This is a genomic window from Amycolatopsis sp. NPDC049868, from assembly GCF_044461365.1.
Classification (GTDB): Bacteria; Actinomycetota; Actinomycetes; order Mycobacteriales; family Pseudonocardiaceae; genus Amycolatopsis.
The window spans coordinates 50832-73037 of the sequence record NZ_JBITKV010000018.1 but is presented as its reverse complement, the minus strand read 5'-3'; the positions used below and the strand labels follow the sequence as shown (position 1 = coordinate 73037).

The 22206-nt window shown below is 66.0% G+C and carries 13 protein-coding genes; 9 read left to right on the top strand and 4 right to left on the bottom strand.

The window, feature by feature from the left end; all coding sequences use genetic code 11:
* The first annotated feature begins 109 nt into the window (after positions 1 to 109).
* The 5 genes from ACIBTM_RS41710 to ACIBTM_RS41690 are packed head-to-tail and all read left to right on the top strand — an operon-like array spanning position 110 to position 12721.
* Entirely contained in the window at positions 110 to 3910 is a 3801-nt protein-coding gene (locus ACIBTM_RS41710) for an amino acid adenylation domain-containing protein (protein ID WP_395882658.1), read from the top strand.
* Positions 3907 to 7182 carry a type I polyketide synthase gene (locus tag ACIBTM_RS41705; protein WP_395882657.1) on the top strand — a complete coding sequence of 1092 codons (3276 nt, stop codon included), beginning with the start codon at positions 3907 to 3909 and terminating at the stop codon, positions 7180 to 7182. The genes ACIBTM_RS41710 and ACIBTM_RS41705 overlap by 4 nt, the downstream gene beginning before the upstream one ends.
* Entirely contained in the window at positions 7109 to 10303 is a 3195-nt protein-coding gene (locus ACIBTM_RS41700; protein WP_395882725.1) for an SDR family NAD(P)-dependent oxidoreductase, read from the top strand. Before ACIBTM_RS41705 ends, ACIBTM_RS41700 begins: the two co-directional genes overlap by 74 nt.
* Complete coding sequence (locus tag ACIBTM_RS41695) at positions 10296 to 11579, top strand: class I SAM-dependent methyltransferase (RefSeq protein WP_395882656.1); 1284 nt, start codon at positions 10296 to 10298, stop codon at positions 11577 to 11579. Before ACIBTM_RS41700 ends, ACIBTM_RS41695 begins: the two co-directional genes overlap by 8 nt.
* On the top strand, positions 11576 to 12721 hold the full coding sequence (locus ACIBTM_RS41690; RefSeq protein WP_395882655.1) for a class I SAM-dependent methyltransferase: 1146 nt from the start codon (positions 11576 to 11578) through the stop codon (positions 12719 to 12721). The genes ACIBTM_RS41695 and ACIBTM_RS41690 overlap by 4 nt, the downstream gene beginning before the upstream one ends.
* On the opposite strand, the gene ACIBTM_RS41685 is transcribed toward ACIBTM_RS41690, so the two are convergent.
* The 4 genes from ACIBTM_RS41685 to ACIBTM_RS41670 all read right to left on the bottom strand — a co-directional run bounded on the left by ACIBTM_RS41685 (position 12705) and on the right by ACIBTM_RS41670 (position 18819).
* On the bottom strand, positions 12705 to 13643 hold the full coding sequence (locus ACIBTM_RS41685; protein ID WP_395882654.1) for a ketoacyl-ACP synthase III family protein: 939 nt from the start codon (positions 13641 to 13643) through the stop codon (positions 12705 to 12707). The two genes, ACIBTM_RS41690 and ACIBTM_RS41685, sit on opposite strands and share 17 nt — an antisense overlap.
* Entirely contained in the window at positions 13640 to 15580 is a 1941-nt protein-coding gene (locus ACIBTM_RS41680; protein ID WP_395882653.1) for a condensation domain-containing protein, read from the bottom strand. Before ACIBTM_RS41680 ends, ACIBTM_RS41685 begins: the two co-directional genes overlap by 4 nt.
* Before the next feature lie 8 nt (positions 15581 to 15588).
* Entirely contained in the window at positions 15589 to 16392 is an 804-nt protein-coding gene (locus ACIBTM_RS41675) for an NAD(P)/FAD-dependent oxidoreductase (RefSeq protein WP_395882652.1), read from the bottom strand.
* A 1371-nt stretch (positions 16393 to 17763) separates the two neighbouring features.
* Positions 17764 to 18819, bottom strand: a complete 1056-nt coding sequence (locus ACIBTM_RS41670; protein WP_395882651.1) for a zinc-dependent alcohol dehydrogenase family protein — start codon at positions 18817 to 18819, stop codon at positions 17764 to 17766.
* Positions 18820 to 19475: 656 nt separating this feature from the next.
* Between ACIBTM_RS41670 and ACIBTM_RS41665 the strand changes: the two genes are divergently transcribed.
* From ACIBTM_RS41665 to ACIBTM_RS41650, 4 genes are read left to right on the top strand one after another with little or no spacing between them, the layout of a single operon-like run.
* Positions 19476 to 20360, top strand: coding sequence for a hypothetical protein (locus tag ACIBTM_RS41665; RefSeq protein WP_395882650.1), 885 nt, complete (start codon positions 19476 to 19478; stop codon positions 20358 to 20360).
* Positions 20348 to 20902: a hypothetical protein gene (locus ACIBTM_RS41660; protein ID WP_395882649.1), complete on the top strand. Its 555-nt coding sequence runs from the start codon at positions 20348 to 20350 to the stop codon at positions 20900 to 20902. The genes ACIBTM_RS41665 and ACIBTM_RS41660 overlap by 13 nt, the downstream gene beginning before the upstream one ends.
* Positions 20890 to 21591 (top strand): NTP transferase domain-containing protein, encoded by a 702-nt coding sequence (locus ACIBTM_RS41655; RefSeq protein ID WP_395882648.1) that lies wholly within the window; start codon positions 20890 to 20892, stop codon positions 21589 to 21591. Before ACIBTM_RS41660 ends, ACIBTM_RS41655 begins: the two co-directional genes overlap by 13 nt.
* Positions 21592 to 21595: 4 nt before the next feature.
* The gene (locus tag ACIBTM_RS41650) at positions 21596 to 22177 is read left to right on the top strand and encodes a DUF4916 domain-containing protein (protein ID WP_395882647.1); all 582 of its coding nucleotides are present in this window, start codon (positions 21596 to 21598) and stop codon (positions 22175 to 22177) included.
* Positions 22178 to 22206 lie beyond the last annotated feature (29 nt).

Here is a 22206-nt window from a genome sequence, read left to right as displayed (position 1 = left end):
CAGGTGATCCTGATTACGTATCGAAAATGACAATCATTACCGTATACCTGGAGCGTCCGTCACCTGACCCAACGGGTGAGTGTCGAGGTATCTCGTTGCCGGAGGTTGCATGTCTTCCCCCCGTCGGATCGGTGCGGCCGCATCAGGCGCGAGTGGTATCCGCGACTGCGTCGCCGAAGTACTCGGCGTCGATCAAGCCGAGCTCGACCCTTGCGCGTCGTTGACCAGCCTCGGCCTGGAGTCCTTTCTGGCCGTCCGGCTGCGGCGGCGACTGCGGGAGCGGCTCGGGCTCGACTTCCCGCTCACCGCCTTCCTCGGCCAGGCATCGTTGCGATCATTGGTGTCGTCGGCCATGGGGCGGAAGTCCGACGACGAGCCGTTCGCGCTGACCCCGGTGCAGGCGGCGTACTGGGTGGGTCGCGATCCAGCTTTTCCTTTGGGCGGCGTGGCCACGTTCTACTACCACGAATACGATCGAGATCCGGGCCCGGACGGACAGGAAGACGACCTGGCGGGACTGGAGGTCTCCTGGAACAGGCTGGTCGAACAGCACCCGATGCTGCGCATGGTGATCGGAGACGACGGGCGACAGCGCATCCTGCCGGCCGGTGAGCGCTACCGATTCGGTGTCACTGATCTGCGCGCCGCCGATGAGCGAGAGGAGGAGCGGGTACTCGCGGAGCTCAGGGCGCGGAAGTCGCATCAACTGCTGCCTGCCGACTCCGGACCGCTCTTCGACGTGCACGCGGTGTTCCTGCCGAACGGACGAACCCGCATCTGCTTCGGTGTCGACGTGCTCGCCCTGGACTTGGCCAGCTGGGTGATTCTCATGCGGCAGTGGGAGACGGTGACCGCCGATCCCGACGCGCTCCTGGCCGACGCACCGACGACCTTCCAGGAACTGGCGTGCCGCCGGGACGCGGATCCGGAACGCAAGGCGCTGCTCGATCGGGATTTGGAGTACTGGCGGTCGAGGACCGCCGAGTTGCCAGAGGGCCCCGAGCTGCCATGGGTGAAGTCCCCACGAGAAATCGGTGTTCCGCGGTTCTCCCGGCATGAGGTCCGGGTAGGCCGCGACGAATGGGCGCGCCTGCGCAACCGAGCGGCACAGGAGGGGATCAGTCCCACGGCGATGCTGCTCGGCGCCTTCGCTCTGGTGTTGAACAGGTGGGGAGCGCAGCAGCCTTTCTGCCTCAACGCGACCCTGTTCGACCGGCCCGACGAACCCGGTCTCGAACAGCTCGTCGGCGACTTCACCACCACTGCCCTGATCGCGCTGCCCGAACTGGTTCTCTCTGGCTGGCAAGGTTTCGCGGAATACGCGCGAAGGGTCAATCACCGATTCTGGACTGACCTCGAGCATCGGTCGGTTTCCGGTGTCGAGGTCGCGCGGGAGCACGGCGACCGTCGGGCGATGGACGGAACTCCACCCTATCCGGTGGTTTTCACCAGCGGGATCGGGCTCGACACAGGCAAGACCGCTCCGGCCGGGTGGCTGGGCGAAGAGGTGTTCAGCCTCTCACAGACCCCGCAGGTGCTTCTGGACCACATCGTCTGGGAGGAAGCCGGGGCCCTCCGCGTCGCGTGGGACGCCGTCGACGAGGCACTCCCGCCCGGATATGTGGACGGCATGACGGCGGCATACCGTCGGCTCCTCGCCTGTCTCACAGCCGATCCCGGTGCATGGAACGATCCCGCTCTCGGTTGGGATCCCCGCTTCCTGCCGTTGGAACCGTTGAACTGTGCGCCCTTCGCGGGCGTGGGCGAACTGTTGCACGACCCGTGGTCGGTCGCGGCCCGACGGGCACCGGCGTCGACTGCAGTGGTACAGGGCGGCGTGACCGTCTCACACGGGGAACTGGCCGAGACCGCGAGGAGCATCGCGGACCACTTGGTGTCGCACGGCGTGGGACCTGGCGACCTCGTCGCCGTGGTATGCGCCAAGTCAGTCGATCAGATCGCCGCTGTACTGGGCGTCGGACTGTCCGGTGCGGGTTACGTTCCCGTGGAACCGTCGTGGCCGGCAGCCAGGCTTGAGGCGATCTGCACGCGGGCCGGTGTGCGCCATCTCATCACCAACGTGGACGTCGAGGCCCCGACGGGAATCGGGGTGCACCGCATCGGCGAGCCGACGCGAGTCGGCGAATCGCCGGTTGAGCCTCTCCCGGACGAGTTGGCGTATGTGATCTTCACGTCGGGCTCGACCGGATTGCCGAAGGGTGTCGCGATCGAGCATCGGATGGCGCGGTGCACCATCGACGACATCGTCGACCGGTTCGACGTCAGTGCCGATGACCGTGTGCTGGCGTTGTCCGCGTTGAGCTTCGATCTGTCCGTGTTCGACGTGCACGGCGTGCTCGGCGCGGGTGGCGCACTCGTACTGCCGGATCCCGAACGGCAGCGTGACCCCCAGCACTGGCAGGAACTGATCGCGGCGCATCGCGTCACCGTGTGGAACACCGCACCCGCCCTGCTGGAAATGCTGGTGGACTACGCGGAAGCCGATCCGGAGACGGCGGTGCGGGACCTGGGTTCGCTGCGTCTGGTCATGCTGTCCGGCGACTGGATCCCGGTGTCCCTGCCCGATCGGCTGCGCGCACTCGTTCCGGACATCCGGTTCATGAGTCTCGGCGGCGCGACCGAAGCGTCCATCTGGTCCATCTGTCACCCAGTGGACGTGGTGGATCCGGCATGGCCGAGCATCCCCTACGGCAAAGCCTTGCGGGGCCAGTGTTTCCACATCCTCACCGAAGACGGCCGCCCGGCGCCGGTCGGCACCCCGGGCGAGCTGAACATCGGGGGCGACGGGGTGGCCCGCGGGTACATCGGTGACGCATCGCAGACCGCCGAGCGGTTCATCACGCACGAACTGCTCGGACAGCGGCTCTACCGCACCGGCGACCTCGGACGCTGGCGGCCCGACGACACGATCGAGTTCCTCGGCCGGGTGGACCGGCAGGTCAAGGTGCGCGGCCACCGGATCGAGCTCGGCGAGATCGAAGCCGTGCTCGCCCGCGTCGAAGGCGTGCGCCGGTGCGTCGTGTCGGCGTTACCCGGCCCCGACCATCGCCCTCGGCTGGTTGCTCATGTCGTCTCGGAAGACGAGTGGAACGAGCGCCGGGCGATCGCAGGTTTGGCAGAACGCCTGCCTGACTACATGATCCCCGCGCGGTTCGTCGTGCTCGAGGAACTTCCCGTCACCGCGAACGGCAAAGTCGACTACGCGGCTCTGCCCAATCCCTATTCGAGTGGCGAAATCCCTGTCGAGCAGGTGCAATGCTCCGCCCCGAAGGCCGAGCCGACGGATTTGTGGACGGCGATGCGGGACGAGGCAGCGAAGCGTGGGCTGGTCCTCTCCGTGATCGCACGGGCCGGCGGCTTGCCCCCGGCGCGGGCACTCGCGGAGGCGGGTGAATGGGCACGGTCGATGTCCGGCATCGCGTCGCATCTGGGCGTGACAGTCGATGAACGCCTGCCGGCAGAGGGACTGATCGAACTGACACCGGCACCCGCCACGGCTGGGGTTTCGGTGCTCACTCCCCGCTTGGTTCCTGCCGAGGCCCACCCCGCTGTCACCCTGGACGAGCCGGGTCCGATCGCGACCGACCCCGATGTGCTCGAGTCGGTCCGCACGGTGTTCGCGGAGCTGCTCGACCGGAAGATCGATCCCGATACCGCGTTCTTCGAGCTGGGAGCGACTTCGTTGAACCTCGTCGTGGCACACCGGAAGCTGCGTGCGCTGCATACCGAACTGGTGGTCGTCGATTTGTTCGCGCACAACACGGTTCGTGCTCTCGCGGCTCATATCACCGGTCAGCAGGGCCGGAAATCCGCGGCAAGATCGCCGGGCCCCTCACGAACGACCGACCGGCGACAGGTCAGGGCGATGGCCACGGAGCTGGTCCGATGAACCAGCCGGTGCTCGCGGTCACCGGGGTGAGTTGCCGGTTCCCCGGGGCGAAGGACACGTCCGGGTTTTGGCGGTTGCTCGCCGAGGGGCGTGAGGGCCTCACTCGATTCACCGATGCCGACCTGGATCGAGCCGGTGTCACGGCTTCACTGCGCGATCATCCCGCGTACGTTCCGGTCGGCGGGCTCATCGACGGACAAGACCTGTTCGACCCCGAGGCCTTCGGCTTGACCGCGCACGAGGCAGGACTACTCGATCCGCAGCAGCGGCTCTTCCTGGAGTGTTGCTGGCACGCGCTTGAGTCCGCGGGGCACGGGCATGGCATCGGTGCTGGCGCAGTGGGAGTCTTCGCCGGCGCCGCACACAGCTCGTATCTCATGAGCAATCTCGCCCATCGCTACAGCGCCGTCGGCGGTGGCGCGGACCCGGTCGGCAGTCTCCAGACGGCGATGGCCACGATCACCGATTACCTCCCGCTGCAGGTCGCGCACCGGCTCGACCTGCGCGGGCCGGCGGTGGCGGTCAACTCGACCTGTTCGACCTCGCTGGTCGCGGTACACCTCGCGGCGCAGTCCCTGCTGAACGGCGAGTGCGACACCGCGTTGGCCGGCGGGGTGTCCCTGACTGTTCCCCAGGGGCACGGCTATCTGTACGTGCCCGACGCCATGTTCTCCTCTGACGGCAAGGTCCGGGCGTTTTCCGCGGATGGCACCGGCATCGTGTTCAGCCAGGGAGTCGGCGTGGCGGTGCTGCGCAGGCTGGACGACGCTCTCGCGGACGGTGACCCTGTGCTGGCCGTGTTGCTCGGCAGCGCGGTCAACAACGACGGCGCCTCGAAGGTCGGGTTCACCGCCCCTTCGGTGACCGGACAGGTGAGGGTGATCGCCGAGGCCCTCGGCGTCGCCGCCGTGGATCCGCACGACGTCGGCTACGTCGAGGCGCACGGCACGGGAACACGGCTCGGCGACCCGATCGAGGTCGCGGCATTGCGGAAGGTGTTCGGCCGTGGGCCCGCGTGGTGTGGATTGGGTTCGGTCAAGAGCAACATCGGACACGCCAACTCGGCAGCCGGGATCGCCGGCTTCATCAAGGCCGTGCTCGCGCTCCAGCACGAGCTGATCCCGCCGACGCTGCACGCGAAACCGGAGAATCCTGACCTGGGCCTTGACGGTTCTCCCTTCGAGCTGATCACCGAGGCACGCCCATGGTCGGGGATTCGGCGAGCCGGGGTGAGCTCCTTCGGCATCGGCGGGACGAACGCACACGTGGTACTCGGCTCGGCTCCGCCGGCTCGGCTGGAGGCAGTACCGGACGACGGGCCTCAGCTGATCGCGGTGGCGGCTCACAGCGAGCGGGCTCTGGCCGCTGCGGCCGCCGCACTGTCCGATGTGGACTCTGTGGCCCCAGGTGACGTCTCGTACACTCTGCGGGTCGGCCGCAAAGCGCAGCGGCATCGGCTGGCGACCGTGATCGACGGCGCCGAGGGTCTCAGCCGCCTCACCGCCGTGCCGGGCAGCGTGGCCACGGACTCCACACCGCGGGTGATCTTCGCGTTTCCCGGTGGCGGCAGCCAGTATCCGGGCATGGGAGCCCAGACCTACCGGGCGGAACAGGTGTTCGCCGCGGTGGTCGATGAGCAGGCGGAACTGTTGGCCCCCTTGCTCGGTGTGGACATCCGCCGGGTCGTGCTCGGTTCGGCGGCCGATCCGGCCGCGGTCGAACTGGCCAGGAATCCTGCGGTCGGATTGCCTGCGCTGTTCGTGGTGTGCTTGGCCGAGGCCACGCTGCTGCGCTCGTGGGGAATCACGCCGGGCGTCCTGCTCGGGCACAGCCTCGGGGAGTACACGGCCGCCGCGGTGGCGGGCGTGTTCAGCCCGGCCGAAGCCGCCGAAATCGTAGCCGCTCGCTCCCTCGGGATGGCCAGGGCCGCCAGTGACGGCGCGATGCTCGCCGTCACCGCGGACGTTTCACAGATGCGTGCTGTGCTGTCCGCGCACCCTTCAGTCGATCTGGCTGTGGTCAACACCGATGACGCCTGTGTCGTGGCCGGCACGCGGGAGGACGTCGGTGCGCTCGCGTCGGACCTGGCCGACCGGAGAATCAGTACCGAACCGCTGGCGCTCGACGTGGCCGCACACTCCCGGCTGGTCGAGCCTGTCATCCCGCTGCTGCGCACGGCACTGGCGGGGACGCGCCCGAAGCCGCCCGCGATGCCTGTCGCCAGCACCCTCACCGGACGGCTCGCCGGCACGGAACTCACCGATCCCGACCACTGGGTCGCCCACCTGAGGTCCACGGTGGACTTTCCCGGTGCGTTGCGCGCGGCGGTGGCCGACGGGCCTGCCGTGCTGGTCCAGGTGGGGCCCGGGACCGGCCTCGCCACCCTCGCCAGGAGGCACGCGTTGCCGGGCCTGGTCGCTACGGTGGCCGGTTTTCCCATCCAGGGAGAACCGGGCACCGAGCGTAAAGCGCTGCTGGACGCAGTGGCCAAGTTGTGGGCACACGGAGGCTCGGTGGATCTCGCCGCGGTCGACAACCGGAAACGAACGCGAGTCGCGCTCCCCGACTACCCGTTCGACCGGCGCCGGTGCTGGATCGATCCGCCGGAACGCGCAGCCACCGGCGTGGACGCGGACGGCCCGACCGTCGAGGAGCCGCTCCAGGTTCCGACGTGGCGTCGTGTCGAACCGCTGAACCCCAAGCTGCCGTTGGAGGGGTGCTGGCTGGTCGTCGGCGACGGCGCCGACACGGCGCGTGCGGCTTTGGCTGCGCGGGGCGCCGGCACCTTGGGCCTGTCCGACGTCGGCGATCGTCCTTGTGACGGCGTGGTGTCGCTGATCGGCGCGAGGCGGGAAGGTGACGCGGCCGAGCACGTCAAGGAGACACTTCTCGAGACCGGGCGGGTGGCCGAGGTGGTGGCCGGACTGCCGCGGCCGCCCCGATATTTGGGTGCAGGTGACAGCAGGCGCTCAGCAGGTCGAGAGCACCGACAACCCGGACCCAGCGGTCGCCGCCGTACTGGCACTGCCGAGGGTGCTCGCCCAGGAGATGCCAGGGTTGCTCTGGCAAGCAATCGATCTCGACCACTTCGGCGAGGGCCATGCGGAACCGGTCGCCGACGAGGTCGCCGACATGCTGCGAAACAGTCGGCACGCCGGGGAAATCGCCTTGCGCGGAGGTGCCCGGTGGCAGCGCGGGATGATGCCGTGGCAGCCGGCCCCCGAACTCGTGACCGGGCTCGAAGTCGCGCTCGTCATCGGCGGTGGTGGTGACGTCGGGCTGGTGATGGCCGAACATCTCGCGTCGGTTCATGGCGCGACCGTCGTATTGACCTCGCGTACCGCGTCGGGCGAGCGGGCCCGGCGGGTCGAGGAACTGGCAGCACGAGGTCTGTCGGTCTCCCTGCGCAAGGTGGACGCTTCCGACCCTCGGGCGACCGAGCGGATGCTGAGCGAACTCGTGGAGCGGCACGGGCGCGTTGATCTCGTCGTCCACGCCGCAGGTGTGGCCGCATCGACCGATGTCGGCCCGCTGAGATCGCTCACCACGGACGTGGCCGAGGCCCATATCCGGGCAAAGGTCCGCAGTGCCTTGGTGCTGGAGGACGCCTTGGCCACGGTGCCCGTTTCCGCAAGGCCCGGAGTGGTGTTGCTGATGTCGTCGGCGACAACGCTCGTCGGTGGTCTCGGCCTGGGGCCGTACGCGACGGCGAACCGTTTCCTCGACGCGCTGGGAGAACAGCGAAGGGAACCTGGCACGACGTGGCTCAGCGTCGCCTGGGACGGCTGGCGGGTCGGTCCGGACGGCGGTGAACGCACGGTCGCGATCTGGCATTCGCTCGGCGCACAGGACGGAATGCGTTCGCTGGACCGGTTAATGGCCGCGGCGTTCCGGCAGGGCGTGCCGGGTGTCGTCGGGGTTTCGCCCAGTTACCTGAGCGAGCGGATGTCCACCCCGGCCATGGTCGCCGAGCCGCAGCCCGCCGCCATGGACACGCCGGACGACGCCGAGCGCGAGTTGCTCACTCTGTGGTCGGAGATTCTGGGATTCGAGGTCCGGGACCGGGACGCCGACTTCTTCGCCCTGGGTGGGCACTCATTGGTGGCGACCGCGATGCTGGCTCGCCTGCGTGACGATTACGGTGCCGACCTGAGGCTGAGTGATCTGCTCGCGCACTCCACGGTCGCCGCACTGGCGCCGCTGATCGCCTTGCGGCCGGTATCCGCACGCCAGGCCCTGGTGACGCCGAGAACGTCACAGCGGCAAGAAGGCACCTTCCCGCTCACTCCCGTGCAGCGGGCGTATTGGGCGGGCCGGACCAACGCACGACTGGGCGGCGTGGCGTGTCACTTCGCTCTGGAGTACGCCTGCCAGGATCTCGATCTCGGCCGTTACCAGGCCGCGTGGCGCGCGGTGATCGACCGGCACCCGATGCTGCGTACCGTCGTCACGCCCGATGGCCACAACCTCACCTTCGATCGTGTGCCGCCGTACCGGATCCGGCATCACGACTTGCGGAATCTCGATGCGCCGGAACGACAACGCAAGCTCACACTCCTACGTGAACGGACCGCGCACAAGGTGCCGCGCCACGATCGCTGGCCCTTGATCGAGATCCAGGCCGCTCTGCTGCCGGGCGATGTCATCCGCTTGTTCATCGGGGTCGACGTCCTCGTCTGCGACGTGGCGAGCTACCTGATCGTCGACCGCGAGGTACAACAGTTCTACACGAACCCCGAGCAGCGGCTTCCCGAACCGGAACTCACCTTCGCCGACTACGTCGCCCAAGCAGACCGCGCCTCGGCCGATGTGGAGCGAGCGAGGCGTTACTGGCGCACACGCCTGGCAGACCTGCCGAAGGCACCCGCTCTGCCCCAGGGGCGTTCCGGCGCGGCGAAGTTCCATCGCCTCGCGGCACGCCTGGAACCCGAGCAGTGGGAGGCGCTGAAACGGCGCGCGGGCGACCTCGGCGTCACCTCGACGGCAGTCTTGCTGACCGCGTATGCCGAAGTCCTCGGTGAATGGTCCGGAACAGAGCGATTCACCCTGACCCTGACCCGTTACGAGCGGCAGCAGGTGCACCCGGACGTCAACCGTGTGGTCGGTGACTTCACGACACTGCAGATCCACGAGGTCGACCACGCCACCACCGGTGATTTCGCCGGTCGGGCCCGCGCCACGCAGCAGCGCCTGTTCGCGGACCTGGACCACAGTGCGTTTTCCGGGCTCGACGTGCTCGCCGAAAAGTCCGTTATGGACGGGCGCCCCTATCTGGTTCCCGTGGTGTTCACCGGAGCTGTCGGAGTAGAGGACATGCTGGGACGGCCGCACGACCTGGACTGGGTGGGCGAGCAGGTGCACGCGGTCAGCCAGACGCCGCAAGTGGTGCTGGATCATCAGGTGTACGTGCAACGGGGCGCGCTGCTCGTGCAGTGGGATGTTCTCGGATCCGAAGTGGAGCCAGTCGAGGCCGAACGGGTCTTCGGCCGCTACGTGCGACGGCTCAGGGAACTGGCGGTGACGTCCGCAATCGTCTCGGTGCCGGACAGTGCCGTCGTTTTCCAACAGGGCACGACACCTCCGTTGTTCCTTCTGCATCCGTCGGGCGGCGATGTGCTCTGCTATGCGGAACTGACCCGCCTGCTAGGCCCGGACCAGACGGTGATCGCGCTGACCGATCCGGAGTTGGCCGGCCTCGCCGCGCCCGAGGACATGCCGTCGCTCGTACGGCACTACGCGAACGCGATCCGCGCGTGCCAGCCTAGCGGCCCCTACCGGCTTGGAGGCTGGTCGATGGGCGGGACGGTGGCGCACCAGGTGGCCATCGAACTGGCCGGGGCCGGCCACGAGGTCGACCTAGTAGTCATGATCGACTCGAACCTGCCGCAGTACATCACCGCCATCGAGCCGGAGGGCAGAGACGCAGAGGTATGCCTGCGGTTACTGCGTTCCTTGGAGGCGGCACTCGAGATCGACCTCGGCGCGAACGCCGATCTCGCCGCGCTCGGCCCTGCCGCCAGGAGAGCGGAGGTCATCCGGCGAATGCGGGCGCACGGCTTGGTCGGCGACCGGGGAGGCAGGTCCACTGTGGACCTTCGGCTCTCGGTGTTCGGACGTCATCTGGATATGCTGGCTCAGCATGACGCGCACCGTCTGGCGAGCCCCGCGACGGTCCTGCTCTTCCGGGCACTTGACTCTTCGCCCCGCAATTCCGGCATCGGCATGGGCGTCGACGACGTGACAGGAGCGACCGATCTCGGCTGGGCACCTTACGTCGGCGGGCACCTAGATGTCGTCGATGTCGACGCCCACCACTACTCCGTCCTGCGTGAACCCGCGCTCGGCGTCATCGCCGCCCGCATCCGCGCCGAACTCCGGGAGCATGATGCCTGAACCACACATCGACGCGATTTCGTCCCATCCCTGGGTCGAGCGAGCCTGGCACACCGGTGCCGACGAGGTCGTCATCCAGCCTCGTGCCGAGGCGCTCGCGGTGCACCCGGTACTCGGCCCGCTCGTGCGGGAACATCTCGAGCACTGGTCAGAGGTCTACGAATGGATCTACCGGACATCCGACACCGCCCAACCCGCAGACCTGGACCTCTCCGGCTGGCGGGCGTCCGACACCGGTGAGCCGCTGCCCAGGGAACACATGGTCGACTGGATCGACCGGACCGTGGAGCTGGTCCGTGAAGCGAAACCCCGCTGTGTCCTCGAACTGGGGTGTGGCAGCGGCTTGCTGCTTCGCCACCTCCACGCTGACGTCGAGCGCTACGTCGGAACGGACGTGTCCGAAGTGGTCGTGGAACGGCTGCGCGCGGCGGCACTCTCTGGCGTCCGGCCGGTCATCGCGGCAGCTCACGAGCTCGGCTCGCCGCAAGTCGTGGAGGCGCTGTCGGGGCGACGCCCCGACTGTGTGCTGCTCAATTCGGTGACGCAATGTTTCCCCGGCGGGGACTACCTCGACGCGGTAGTCGGTGCCGCGCTGGAGCTCGTCTCCGACGGAGGCCGGGTGATCGTCGGAGACTTCCGGCACGCCGGGCTCGCCGACCGCTACTACCGGTGGCTGGAACCCGACGACGAAGCGGCCGCCCTGCGCGCGGCCGCCGATGAGGAGTTCGTGTTCGACCCGAGGCTCCTCGCCCGCATCGCGGCCCGCGCCACTCGTCCCGTGTCCGTTTCGGTGCGGGCCAAGACCATGGCCGCCGACACGGAACTCACCCGCTATCGCTGCGACGTCGTGCTGCACGTGTCGGCCGAACCGGCGCCGCGGCCCGCTGTCGTCGCATGGCACACGCTCACCGGTGACCGGCTGACCGCCGCACGCGCCTTGGTCGAAGCAGGCCCGGTGGTGGTGTCGGGGATTCCGCACGCGCTGCTGGAGGACGACCCGGAAGGTGTCCGGCCGCACGTACTTCGTGCGTGCCTCGCGGGCACCGGCGCGATCGTCGGACTCGACCTCGACCACCCCACCCGGCTGCAGGTCTGCCCTCCCACAGGAACCCCCGCAGGGGAGATCCTGCCGCCTTCTGACGCCACGACCCAGGAGCCGCTCACCCGGTTCGTCGCCCATCGCCTCCCCGAGGTCGTCCGTGATCACCTCCACCGGATGCTGCCCGGTGTGACTCCACCTGCTTTGACCGTCGCCTATGGACGGAACGCACGATGACGGCCCTCCCTGACTCGTGGTTCGCCGAAGCGGCCGAAGCGGGCATGGCGGCGTTGCGCGGATACGATTTGACAGGTCTCGCCGGGCATATGCGGCGGCTGGACGAAACCGCCCTCCTGGGGATGGCCCGTGTGCTGCGCAACGACCAGGCGCTCACCTCGGGCACGATCCGGTCGGCCGACGAGGTGATGGACACGCTCGGCGTGGTGCCACGACACCGCTGGATCGTCCGCCGTTGGCTGAAGGTGCTGTCCGACGAAGGTGGTCTCACCGAGTCGGGCCGCGGTCGTTACCGCGACCTGGTGGTGGCCGGAGACGACGAGTTCGCCGCTTCGGCCGCCGCGCTCGACGGTTCGCGGCAAGCGCTGGGCTGTCCGCAGGAACTGACCCGGTTCTTCCTCGACGCCATTTCGTGGCTGCCCCAGCTTGTCCGCGACGAGGTATCGGTGCAGAGCCTCATGTTCCCCGACGGGGACTTCAGCACCGCGATGGGCACGTACGCGGACAACATCATCAGTATCTTCACCAACAGGGCGGTGGCCGTGCTGGTGCGGCGGATCGCCGAGTCGTATCCCCGTGGCTCGCGGATACTCGAGGTCGGTGCGGGGGTCGGCGGCACCACGGCGGGTATCGTCGGCGAACTCGACGCCGCCGGCATATCCGGAATCGGCTACGAGTTCACCGACCTGAGCCGGTTCTTCCTCTCCTCGGCCGCCGAACGCTTCGCCGACCGGCCATGGGTCCGGTTCGGGCTGCTGGACATCAACGACGAGCCGGACCGGCCGACGCACTCGGTGGACATCATCGTCGCGGCGAACGTACTGCACAACGCCCACGACATCGATGCCGTGCTCGCACGCTTGCGGCGCCTGCTGGCCCCCGGCGGTCATCTGGTGATCATCGAGTCCTGCCGGGAGCACTACCAGGTGATGACGTCGATGCAGTTCCTCATGTCCGGACGAGTTGGGGAGCCCGAGTGGGACTTCGCCGACTTCCGCGCCGGAACCGACCGGATCTTCCTCACCGAGCCGGAGTGGCTGGACCGCCTACGATCCCGCGGTTTCCGGTGCGGCCCGGTGTTGCCGGGGACCGGCGGAGCGCTGGCTTCACTGGCACAGCACGTCTTCACCGCGCGTTCTTGAGCCGTTCTCCTACCCTCAGCACGGCGCAGGAGAACGTGAATCCGTTCCCGACACCGAGCAGCACGATCACGTCGCCGGTCCGGAGACGGCCGGCGCGGACGACGTGATCGAGTCCCAGCAATTGGTCCACCGCCCCGACATGACCGGTGCGCAGCCCGTATTCCAGAAGAGTGCGCCGGGGATCGAGGCCGAGGGGAGCCAGGTAGGACTTGGTGGCCAGGTCGCGGCCGAAGAACGGCGGCAGGATCCATCGGGCGTCTGCCAGCTCGCACTCCGCGTCGGCCAAGGCGTGCTCCAGCACCCGCCGAGTGCCGCCGGCCGTTTTGTCCAGCACGGAACCGCGGTCATGACCCGCCGAGCGGTCGGCCTCCAGCCTGGGGGCGGAGAACGAGACGGCGGACAGCAGCTGCAGATGCCCCTGCCCGCGACCGAGCACGGCCGCCGCGGCACCGTCGCCGACGACGATCCCGGCGTCGACATTCCATCGATCGATGCTGCTCGCCGGGAACTGGTCGGCCACGGTCACCAGTGCGCAACTCACGTCCGGACGGCCGGACAGCACGCTCGCCGCCAGCTCCAGACCGGCGACCGATCCGTTGGACAGCGCCGATATCTCCATCGTCAACCCCGCCAGCTCAGGCCCGATCACCTCACCGGCGATCTTGCACGCCGCCGACGACAGGTCGGGGCCCTGAATGTAGGCACCCGCGTGCAGATGCAAGCCAGGAATGGGATTCCCGGCCTGCGCCAGGGCCGTCCGCGCGGCGTCCACCGACATCTCCGGCGGGGTGCGTGACGATTCCGAGACCGACACGATCCCGGTCTTCTCCGCGCGATGTGATGGGCAGCGGCCGTCGGCGACCGGGGTCAACTCCCCCAGTGTGCTTCCCGTTCCCTGGACCCACAGATCAGCGAACCTCATGGCCGGGCCGCACCCGCCGCGTCGAGTAGCGCGGCAAGGTCGGCGAGCACAGGGGAACGCAGGAACGCCGACGGCGAAATCGCGACGTCCCGATCCCGGCCCAGCCGTCGCAACATCCTGATCGCCATCAATGAATCCCCGCCCAGCTGGAAGAAGTCCGCAGCACGGTCCACAGAGGACAGTGTGAAGATCTCGGCCCAGACAGCGGCGACCTCTTGCTCCACGCCACCCTGCGGAGAGCCGGGCCGCACATCTGCCACGGCTTCCCGCGGCGATTCGGCAAGGTCGTCGTCATGGGGAAGCACGACGAGCCGGGACCAGGCCACCTCCTGTACGAGGCCGGTGACGCCACCGGACAGCTCGCCGAACAGCTCGTCGAGGACTTCCTCGTCGAACAGCTCGTCGATACTCGCCAGCGACAGCACAAGACCTCCCGAGGCCTCGTACGCGCGCAGTTCCAGCATCACCTGGGGAGTACGAATACGATTGTGATGGTCCTGCTCGTCCAGTACCCCCAACGGACCGTAGTCGGCCTGCATGCCCTCGTCGAGGACAGCCATCATGCCGCCCACCGCGCTCTGCATGACGACGGGGCCGATCGGTCGCCGGGTGCCCCGACGCCGCGCCAGCTCGCGGGCCACCTCGACCCCGCTGACCAGGTTGTGGGACAGCGCCTCGGTCATCTGCTCGGCCACCGCCTTCGCTGTCTGAGCGACCTCGGCGCGCTCCGGCAGCTCGATCGGGATAAGCGCGGTGGAGGAGAACGCGCCGATCATGCGGTCGACATCCGGATGAAGCGGGTGGCGGTTGGCCTGAAGTGTGTTGATGAGCAGTCGCCGACTGCCCGTCAGCTTCGCCAGCGTTATGGCGTAGACGGCGGTGAACGCCGCGGACGGGGTGACCCCCTGTCGAGCGCACGTCTCTTTCAGCGCAGTCCACTGGGCTGGCTCGAACCTGCGTTCCCGCAAGCCCATCCCCTTCGCCATGACCTCGCCGGGATCGGCGACCAGCGGCAGCGCCGGAGCGACCGGCATGGTGTCGAGCCGCTGCCGCCACCAGTCGAAGTCCTGTTGCCACTCCGGTGTCGCTCGCAGGCGGTGCATCGCATCGACGTAGTCGCGGAAGTCGGTCAGCATCGGCGGCAGCATCGCGTTCGCATCGGCGGACAGGGTGAGCAGGTCACGCATGAAGATCCGGGCGGACCAGCCGTCCGCGAGCGCAAGGTTCAACGCGATGTGCACCCGCGCTCGAGCGCCAGGCAGCAGCGAAAGCCGCACGGCAAAACCGGGGCCATGCCGGGGATCCGGACCGACGCTACTCATCTCGTCCCGGATGCTCTCGACCGCCGCGTCGGCCTCCACCGCGCTCGCCGTGCGCAGGTCGTGTACCTGAAGTGGCGGGCTGTCCACTGACGGGTCGTCGATGGACAGGACGTACTGCCGCCCGTCGGCGGAGATGCGCGCCCGCAGCATGGGCTGATGGACCATCAACTGCCGGAGGCCGTCTTCGAGTGCTTCAGCCGCGAACTCATCGTCTACCTCGGACAACGCGAAGTCGATGTAGTAGTGCGCCGAGTCGTGGGAAAGCTCCCACGCGCCCTGCTGCCCGACGAAATAGGCCTGCTGCAACGGAAGCAGCTCGAAGGGCGCGGCAGGGTCCTGGCGGCGGCTCAAGCGGATCTGCGGCGACTGCCTCACCGATCCGGTCGCCCCGCTGCGGCGGACCAGTTCTCCGAGTTCGGCGACCGTGTGCGTCGGTTGGATCTGGGTGATCGCCAACCGGATACCCAGCCGCTGCCTGATCAGCGTGGCGACCCGCACGATGAGCAGCGAGTCACCGCCGAGGCTGAGGAAGGTGACGTCCTCACCGATCTCGGCGACGTTCACGTCGAGCACTTCGGCCCAGATCTGCGCCAGTTGTGCGTTGCCGGTCGTCATCGCGCCGCTCATCGGGTCGCCGGGGGTGTGATGTCCGCGTCGGCGCGGAAGAGCTCGTTGTCGATCTTGATCGCCGCCCGTGCCCCATCGGCGGCCCCCAGGGTTACGAAGGTGAGCGCTTCGGGGAACGAAGCCTGTCGCGCGAGATCACCGGAAGCGAACACGCCGGGAACCGTGGTCTGCTGGAACTCGTCGATCCGCACACAGCCGTCCTCGAAGCTTTCGCAGCCGAGGTCGGCCGCGAGAGCCGAGTGCTGTTCGATGGCCGTCTTGTGAAACAGCGCCCCGCGGCGCAGTTCCGAGCCCCTCTCGAAGACCACGGTGAGGTCGTCGAGAACACCCCTGACAGCCGTGACCGGGTCCTCCCGCACAGCCACTCCCCGGGTGCGGAGCTTTTCCATGAGTTCCTTCGGCAATGCGGCGGTGCCATTGGTGCACAACACCACATCGGCGCTGAACCGGTCCGCGAGGTAGAGCGACAGGACACCGCTGACGAAATCGCCGCCCAGCACGGCGAGCGGCTTGCCCTTGGATTCGAAACCGTGACAGAACGGACAGTGGAACACGCATTTGCCGAACCGTTCCACGAGCCCGTCGATCGCGGGGAAGGTGTCCACCTGTCCGGTGGCCAGCAGGATCTTCCGGGCTTCCTCACGGGTCCCGTCCGCCAGCCGTACCTCGAAGCCGTTGGCGGTGGCCTTCGCCGCTACCGCCTCAGCTTCACGAACCTCTACGGTTCCGTAGGCCGCGAGCTCAGCACGACCGATGGCGCGGAACTCCGAAGGCGAGAAGCCGTCCCGAGTGAGATACATGTGCATCTCGCCCGCAGGAGCGTTGCGCGGACGCCCGCTGTCCAGCACCAGGGTTCGCCGGCGCTGAGGACACCGTCGCTCCGGTGACGGCACGGGCCTATCTGCTGCATTTGTTGTGCCACCGCCGTCTCGGGATGGATCTGCCCCCAGCCGCCGAGTGATCACACGCTGTCTGGGCGGGTGTGGTGCTCGAGAGGCCAGGCGTGGAGCGGGTCGAGCGCGGTTAGGTCACGTGATGCCAGTGGCAGCAGGTAGCGAGCGAATGCGGCTGAGTTTTACGTTTTCTGCTCAACCATTCACCTGTCGACGGTCCGTTCGCTGGACTGTGGCACGGCCTCGCGCCGGGAACGCCAACTCCCGGCGGAGGGTGACTTGACGTCGCGGCAGCGCGAGCTGATGCGGCTGCGGGTGGCGTATCTGCTGGAGAGTGAGGCCGGGATCCGAAGCGGAGATCCGTTACGGTCGGGGCCCGGGTGAACCCAAGCCTTGTCACGACCCGACGACGACCACAGTGACGGGCACAGGCAGGCGAAAGGCGACGAGTTGGCCGCGCACGCCTAGGCCAGGCGCGGCTGCTCGGGTTGGACAAGGTCGATTACCGCACATCGATCCGCCGAGAGAGCGGGCGTCGCGTTTTCGGCGCGACCGGGTGCGCGGACGACCGGTGGCTGCGGCCTGGCGGTGGAGCATCCCAGCGGTCGAGGATGAGCCTGCAACCAAGGAACGTTGCTCCATCAGTACATGCGTGAGCAGCACCGCTCATCTCCACGCAGTTGCGAAGTTCCCGATCCATCAGACCTTGGGGACGGCCCGGCGGGAAGGGTTCGACCTTGGGCCCGCCCGCCGCGGCACCCCGCCAAAGGCGGGTTCTGCACGTTCCACCTCGTCGTCCAGGGCGCCGCAACCTCGGCTACCAGAACGTCGTTCTCACCGACGCTCACTTGCTCTGTTGGCGCCGCAAGCGAGATCAATGGACCCGATCGCCGAGCACACTCCCGCCGACTACCTGCACAAGGTGCCGAAACCACTACTCGCGCTCTCGACAGTCCAGAAAGGCCCGTGCGTCGCCGAGAGGCTTGGCCAAGCGTTTGCGCTCGACCTGCGCCGACCGTAGGACCATTTCAATCGACTGTGGAGCACCGTTTACCGCGTTGCCGAACTGGCCTCCACCCATCGCCGACGGCAACGAAACCGCTAACCGAGCCACAACCGCAGTTCAGGCCCGCCGCCAGCACACCGCCGGACTGATCCACAGCGTTCAGAATGCTCTACGGAAACTCGACCGGGACCGCGCCCGCACCACCTTCCGCGGCGCATCAGCGCGGACGGGTGTCTCCAACATCTTCCCGCACGGATCACCCTGGAAGGTAGTCACCGAAGTTCTCCATCGGACGTGTCGCTCGCGAGCATCTCAGGGACGATGACTGCTTTGAGGCATGAACGGGATCGGAGAGCAGCAAGGGCTTCGCCGTAGCAGTCAAGTCCGAAACGATGCGTCACGATTCCATCGCTGACGACCCCTCCGCCTTGGAGAAGCCTGACAGCTCGGGCCACGCAGTTCGTTTGCGCGAACGATCCCTTGATGGTCAGCTCCCGGCGGAAGATCTCGTAGGGGTTGATGTCGATGCGAACGTTTTCATCCGACATCCCGTACACCATGAGAGTACCTCCGCCTCTGACCAAGGAGACGCAGTGGCGCAGCACGGAACCTTCACCGGTAGCGTCGATGACGACGTCGAACCCATCTGGGGAAACATCTCGAAGTTCGGGTACACTTGCGCCGAAGTCGGACCGTTGAGTCCGCAGGGTCATGCTCGCGCCGTTGCGCTTGGCTACATCCAGTTTGAACTGCGTAGGCGCGGCGACCGTAACTCGGCTGGCACCCCCGCGCACCAGAAGCTGAGACAGGATCTGTCCCGTCGGCCCAGCGCCAATGACGAGCACGTCCGAGGCGGGCTTCAACTGCAGGACATCAAGCCCGTGAACCACACATGCGGTGGGCTCAGCCAGGATCGCAGTGTTCAGGTCGAGGTCACCGATGGAGACGCATTTCTCGGCGGACGCGATCACATACTCAGCCGCACCACCGGGGTGGGTCAGACCGAGCGCCGACAGGTGTGCACAGAGTTCGGAACGTCCGTCTTGACATTGGGAGCAATGGCCGCACGGCATGACATTGTCGACAGCAACACGACTACCGACCGCTAGAGCGCCTGACTCAGCTCCCTTCTCAATGACCTCTCCAATTATCTCATGCCCCGGCGTAATCGGGAACTTCGCACCGAAACCACCCTCGTGAATATGCAAGTCGGTCCCACACAGCCCCGACGCGAGCACGCGAAGCCTCAGTTCCCCGGAGCGCAGTGGCACCTCTCGTTCATTGCTCACAAGGAATTCGCGTGGCGCACGGTAAGTGACTGCTCGCAAGATTCATCCTCCAGGTACTGCGAAAGAACATCAGGCAATTCGCTGCGTCAGGCACGGAAATGTTGAAGATGTCGAATCCGCGCACAAGAGCGCGAGATCGAGCACAGGCGCTCAGCGCTTGAACTCCGCCGCACCGGGTCGCATTCCGCTCTCCAGGCTACCTCACACCGACCAGGGGAGGAACCACACACACCTCAAATAGGCAGAACGGCCCAGAGTAGCGACTGGCAGTAATCGACGTCGATAACTCGCGAATCCAGTGTGGTCCAGCCCACCACGCAAAGCTGCAAACCGGTAAGGACATACGAACGTCAAGCCGCCAAATAGGTAGCTTGATCCAAGCTCACTTCCGAGCAAGAGTCGGCAAAGGTAACGGTCATCCGACAGTTGCCCCGAAAGCCGGCAACTAAACCTTCGTCGCGGCTGCCCGGGCTCATACCAGACCGTTAGGCTTGGGTGACGAGCCTGCCATAGTGACAGTTCGACTACTTGCCCTCCGTCCGCGCAGCCTTGCTAGGGTCGATTCAGTAGATCCGACCGGCCCTCAGCAACGCGCCAGCCGCTGCAGCTTGACCCATGAAGGAGGCCTGGCTGGAACTCAGCCTAGACCTTTGAGGCAAAGCTTTTCTGCATTTGCGAAGACGGGGAGCCGCCCGATGAATTCTGCACCTGAATCCGAACTGATGAAGACGATATTAAATACATACGGCAATTCAAACCTGCCAGACACTGTGACAGATTACCTATCGCAGACGGCGGCGAAACGCGGGAATTCCGGAGCAGACATTGCGATAACTCATGACTGCCACGCCCGGAAGACTGGCCCGCCAAATACCGTACTGGGCGCCCGAGTGGTTTCACAGGGACAATGGATAAAGCGGCACAGCAATCCAGCACTGCCTCGAGTTCATGACGTCTTTAAGACCGATACGCAGTGGGGATACACCATGGAAATACTCGACACAGTCCCCCTTGAACTACTGGACGGGCAGAAATTGGTTGCAGCCATGGTCCAGCTCCTCCACGACCACTTCTGGCACAAGCCGTCGGAGGTCGAGTTCGACAGAGAGGCGCATGAACATCGACTTGCGCCGATCACTGGCCCTCTATCCGGACGTGAACGAGAGATCTTTTATCGACTTTTCGAGGCAATCGATTGGGCCAATCTTACTGGCGGTCTCACGCATGGCGATCCCGTATTTCAGAACGTCCTCTTCAGGCAAGACAGTGCCATAGTGTTGGTCGATCCCATCCCGGCAACTCCAGGTGTTCCGGATCTCATAGCGGTAGACGTTGCACATATATTTATGTCCTGCGTAGGATACGAACGACTGACCTACGATTTGCCGGCATCGATTGAGGTTTCACTTGACTCTGTCGCCTCAATGGCATCCCTGACGCAAGCCGACATGATCGCATCCTTGTATTTCGCGGTCATGAGCGTCCTACGTGCGATGGTTTATGTGCCCACAAGTACGGCAAAGATCCTTCTGGATGAGTGCGTCGGTCAACTGATCGGAGAAGCTACGTGTCATCTGTAGCCGTTTTCGACGTCGATGGCGTTCTGGTCGATACCTATGAGATCGTTCGCCAGGCGTATGCCAGAGTTGGCGTCGATATTCATGACCGGCGCTGGGGTGTTGCATGGCAAACGTGGCTTCCGGAGTACTGTGACGATGACCTCGATCGTGCACGTTCCCTGCACGATCGAAAAACCGAAGCACATCTCGATCTACTGAACCGGGTCACGGTCAACACACTTTCAGGGGCTAAAGTTGCGGAGAGTCTGCGTTCTAGCGGCTGGACCGTTAAGCTCATTACCGCCGGGACGCGTGAAGTTGTGCACAGCACTTTCTCGTCGGTCAACCCGTCATGGATCGGATTACTGGCCGGAACTGACCTCGATCCCACCGGCAAGCGGAGAGCACTGGAACATATATCGCCAAGTGGCGGAGTGTACATTGACGACAATTACGCCCTCGGTTGCGAAATCACAAAAGACACCCGCTGGCGCCTGGTGCATTTTCGAAACCAAAACGAGGGCACGTTGACGCGTGAAATCACGGCACCATGGACACAATAATTCTTGCCGCCGGCCGCGGCAGTCGCCTGGAGGGTATCGCTCCCCCGTACTTCAAACCATTGCTCATAGTCGACGGTGAGCCTCTGATCCGCGCAATCGCCCGTACAGCGGCGGACGTAGTGGGAGGGCGCACCGTAATCGTGGCCGCACCGGAGAATACGCTGCTTCTCTGCCAGGTACTCGCTGGCATCCCTGCTGAGGTCGTCGTTCAACGCGAACCGCGAGGTCCGGGAGACGCACTTCTCACAGGCTTGCGACTGGTGACCTCGCCGGAGGTGTATGTGCTGCTAGGTGACAACGTTGTCTCTCCGTTGGATGCGGAGAAGGTCGCGCAGGCGACCTCACCCGCCGTCGGCGTCGTGCCCATGCCCCTTGCCGAGGTTGAACGCTTCACCTACTTGACTTCGGAGAACCGCTGGGTGGAGAAGGTCGCTCATTCGGAAGAGAACGCAGACGGGCACCGACCTTGCTGGGTCGGCCCCCTGAAGCTGAGGACTCAGACCATCCGCGCCGCTCTTGAGCGCTGGATCAGGGAGTCTCGAGCGAAACCGTCAGAGCAAGCTGACCAGGAGGTGCCCATTGGGCCGTTACTCAATCAACTGGGCCCGGCAACGCTGGTTGAAGTCGCCGCGGTGGACGTTGGCGTTCCCGCGGCATGGACTATGACGAAGCCGACCGCGGAGGGATGATCTCATGCGCGACCGAACCGCCGACAAGGGAAAATGGATACCCGAGCAGGAGTACGACGAGATCACCAAGAAGATCCCCATCTTAGGAATTGATGTACTTCCCCTCAAGCCGGGTACGGACAACATGGTAGGCTTGATGCTCCGCGATACCTACTGGCGTCTTCGCCGCTGGTGCCTGGTAGGTATAGGTGTTCAACACGGCGAACCGATAGTGACCGCCATCCAGCGAGCGTTCCACTGGTCGCTCGGCGACGGCGTCTCCCTCGATCTTTCAACTCTTCAGTTAAGAGATGTTGTAGAGTATTTCCCGGAACCGGACACTGGCGAGTTCTTCGATCCGCGCAAGCATGCCGTTGCGCTTACTTACACATGCATCATGACCGGCCGACCCGAACCGCAAGGAAAGGCGATTGATTTCAAGTGGTTCGCGCGCGACGCGCTTCCTGAGTCGAATCTGATCGGCTTCGGTCAAGGGCAACTCTTGCCGCGACTCTTGAACTCTCTGTATCAGGACACACAATCGCAGACAACGACCGAAGAAAGTTCAAGTCTACACGACCGGCAAGCTGGCGCACATTCGAAATAAGTGTACTCAACATGAAATGCTGGGAGCAC

Coding starts and splice junctions, on each gene's coding strand:
- ACIBTM_RS41710 (WP_395882658.1), top strand. CDS start 110: ATGTCTTCCCCCCGTCGGATCGGTGCGGCCGCATCAGGCGCGAGTGGT.
- ACIBTM_RS41705 (WP_395882657.1), top strand. CDS start 3,907: ATGAACCAGCCGGTGCTCGCGGTCACCGGGGTGAGTTGCCGGTTCCCC.
- ACIBTM_RS41700 (WP_395882725.1), top strand. CDS start 7,109: ATGATGCCGTGGCAGCCGGCCCCCGAACTCGTGACCGGGCTCGAAGTC.
- ACIBTM_RS41695 (WP_395882656.1), top strand. CDS start 10,296: ATGCCTGAACCACACATCGACGCGATTTCGTCCCATCCCTGGGTCGAG.
- ACIBTM_RS41690 (WP_395882655.1), top strand. CDS start 11,576: ATGACGGCCCTCCCTGACTCGTGGTTCGCCGAAGCGGCCGAAGCGGGC.
- ACIBTM_RS41685 (WP_395882654.1), bottom strand. CDS start 13,643: ATGAGGTTCGCTGATCTGTGGGTCCAGGGAACGGGAAGCACACTGGGG.
- ACIBTM_RS41680 (WP_395882653.1), bottom strand. CDS start 15,580: ATGACGACCGGCAACGCACAACTGGCGCAGATCTGGGCCGAAGTGCTC.
- ACIBTM_RS41675 (WP_395882652.1), bottom strand. CDS start 16,392: ATGTATCTCACTCGGGACGGCTTCTCGCCTTCGGAGTTCCGCGCCATC.
- ACIBTM_RS41665 (WP_395882650.1), top strand. CDS start 19,476: ATGAATTCTGCACCTGAATCCGAACTGATGAAGACGATATTAAATACA.
- ACIBTM_RS41655 (WP_395882648.1), top strand. CDS start 20,890: ATGGACACAATAATTCTTGCCGCCGGCCGCGGCAGTCGCCTGGAGGGT.
- ACIBTM_RS41650 (WP_395882647.1), top strand. CDS start 21,596: ATGCGCGACCGAACCGCCGACAAGGGAAAATGGATACCCGAGCAGGAG.